Source organism: Microbacterium sp. (assembly GCF_032084865.1).
In the GTDB taxonomy this organism is placed as follows: domain Bacteria; phylum Actinomycetota; class Actinomycetes; order Actinomycetales; family Microbacteriaceae; genus Microbacterium.
The window spans coordinates 1-1,514 of sequence record NZ_DAMDLU010000245.1; the positions used below are offsets into that span (position 1 = coordinate 1).

Below are 1,514 nucleotides of genomic sequence, written 5' to 3' on the forward strand. Positions count from 1 at the left end.
CCGCGGGGAAGATCGGGCGCGGGACCGCCCAGCTGGTCACGCGGGCACCCGCCGACCGCCACGAGGCGGTCGGCCTGCTCGCCGACCTCGTCGAGCTGCGCGACCTCGCACTGGTGCGTCCCCTGCCGCTGCCGGTCGAGCTGGCGTTCCTCTACTCGAGCAAGCTGCGCAACCTCGGCCCCCGCGCGGCCGAGCGGCTCGCCGCGAACGAGTGGCGCCGCTCCCCCGGCAGGTTCGGTCCACCGCCCGAGCGCGACGCCGAGGAGATCGTCCGGGTGTGGGGTCGCGACGTCGCGTTCGGGACGCTCGTCGACGACGGCTTCACGCGGTGGGCCCCGCGTCTGTGGGACGGCGCGCTCGACCACCAGCAGGAGGCCGCGCTGTGACCGAAACGACCCTGCCCGCCTTCGACATCACCGATCCGCTGCCGTCGGGCACGACCCTGCTCGAGGCCAGCGCCGGCACCGGCAAGACCTGGACGATCGGCGCGCTCGTCACGCGCTACGTCGCCGAGGGCGTCGTCACCCTGCCCGAGCTGCTCGTCATCACGTTCGGGCGTGCCGCCAGCCGAGAGATGCGCGAGCGGGTCCGCGACCAGCTGGTCGCCGCCGAGGCCGCCCTGGCCCACCCCGATGTTCACCGTGCCGGCCCCGATCCGCTGCTGCGCCTGCTCACCGACGTCCCCGACGAGGAGCTCGCCGCCCGGCGCCGGCGGCTGCGCACCGCCCTGGCCGACTTCGACGGTGCCACGATCGCGACGACGCACCAGTTCTGCCAGACCGTGCTGCGCAGTCTGGGCACGGCCGGCGACTCCGACGGCTCGGCCGAGCTGACCGACGACCTCACGGCACTCGTCGACCAGGTCGTCGACGACCTCTATGTCGCCAAGTACGCCCGCGAGGACGACCCGGCGATGTCCCACGGCCAGGCCCGCGAGCTGGCCCGCGCCGTGATCGCCGACCCCCACGCGACCCTCGTCCCCGTGGACGCCGACCCCGAGTCCTCCGCGGGCGTCCGCGTCCGGTTCGCCCAGGTCGTGCGCCACCGCCTCGACCAGCGCAAGCGCGAGCTGGGGCTGCTCGACTACGACGACCTGCTCAAGCGCCTCGAGTCCGTCCTCGAGCAGGCCGACTCCCCCGCCCGGTCGCTCATGCGTCACCGCTGGAAGGTCGTGCTGGTCGACGAGTTCCAGGACACCGACCCAGTGCAGTGGAACATCCTCGACCGGGCGTTCCGCGGCGTCGCGACACTCGTGCTGATCGGCGACCCCAAGCAGGCGATCTACGCCTTCCGCGGTGGCGACGTCTTCACCTATCTGCGGGCCGCCGGCACCGCCACCGAGCGGCGCACGCTGCCGGTCAACTGGCGCAGCGACGCCCCACTCGTCGACGCGCTCGGCCGGACGTTCTCCGGCGCACGCCTGGGACACCCCGACATCGCCGTCCGTCCCGTGCGCGCCCATCACGCCGGCAGCCGCCTGCGCGACCTGCCGCACCCGGCGCCGTTCCGACTCC

The 1,514-nt window shown here is 74.0% G+C and carries 2 protein-coding genes; both read left to right on the top strand.

Annotation, left to right across the window (positions count from 1 at the left end; all coding sequences use genetic code 11):
• Nucleotides 1-386, top strand: a 386-nt coding sequence (locus RT309_RS15025; protein WP_313358330.1) for a hypothetical protein, incomplete at its 5' end; no start/stop codon positions are given.
• The coding region (locus tag RT309_RS15030) for a UvrD-helicase domain-containing protein (RefSeq protein WP_313358332.1) at nt 383-1,514 on the top strand (1,132 nt) is incomplete at its 3' end. The genes RT309_RS15025 and RT309_RS15030, both read left to right, overlap by 4 nt.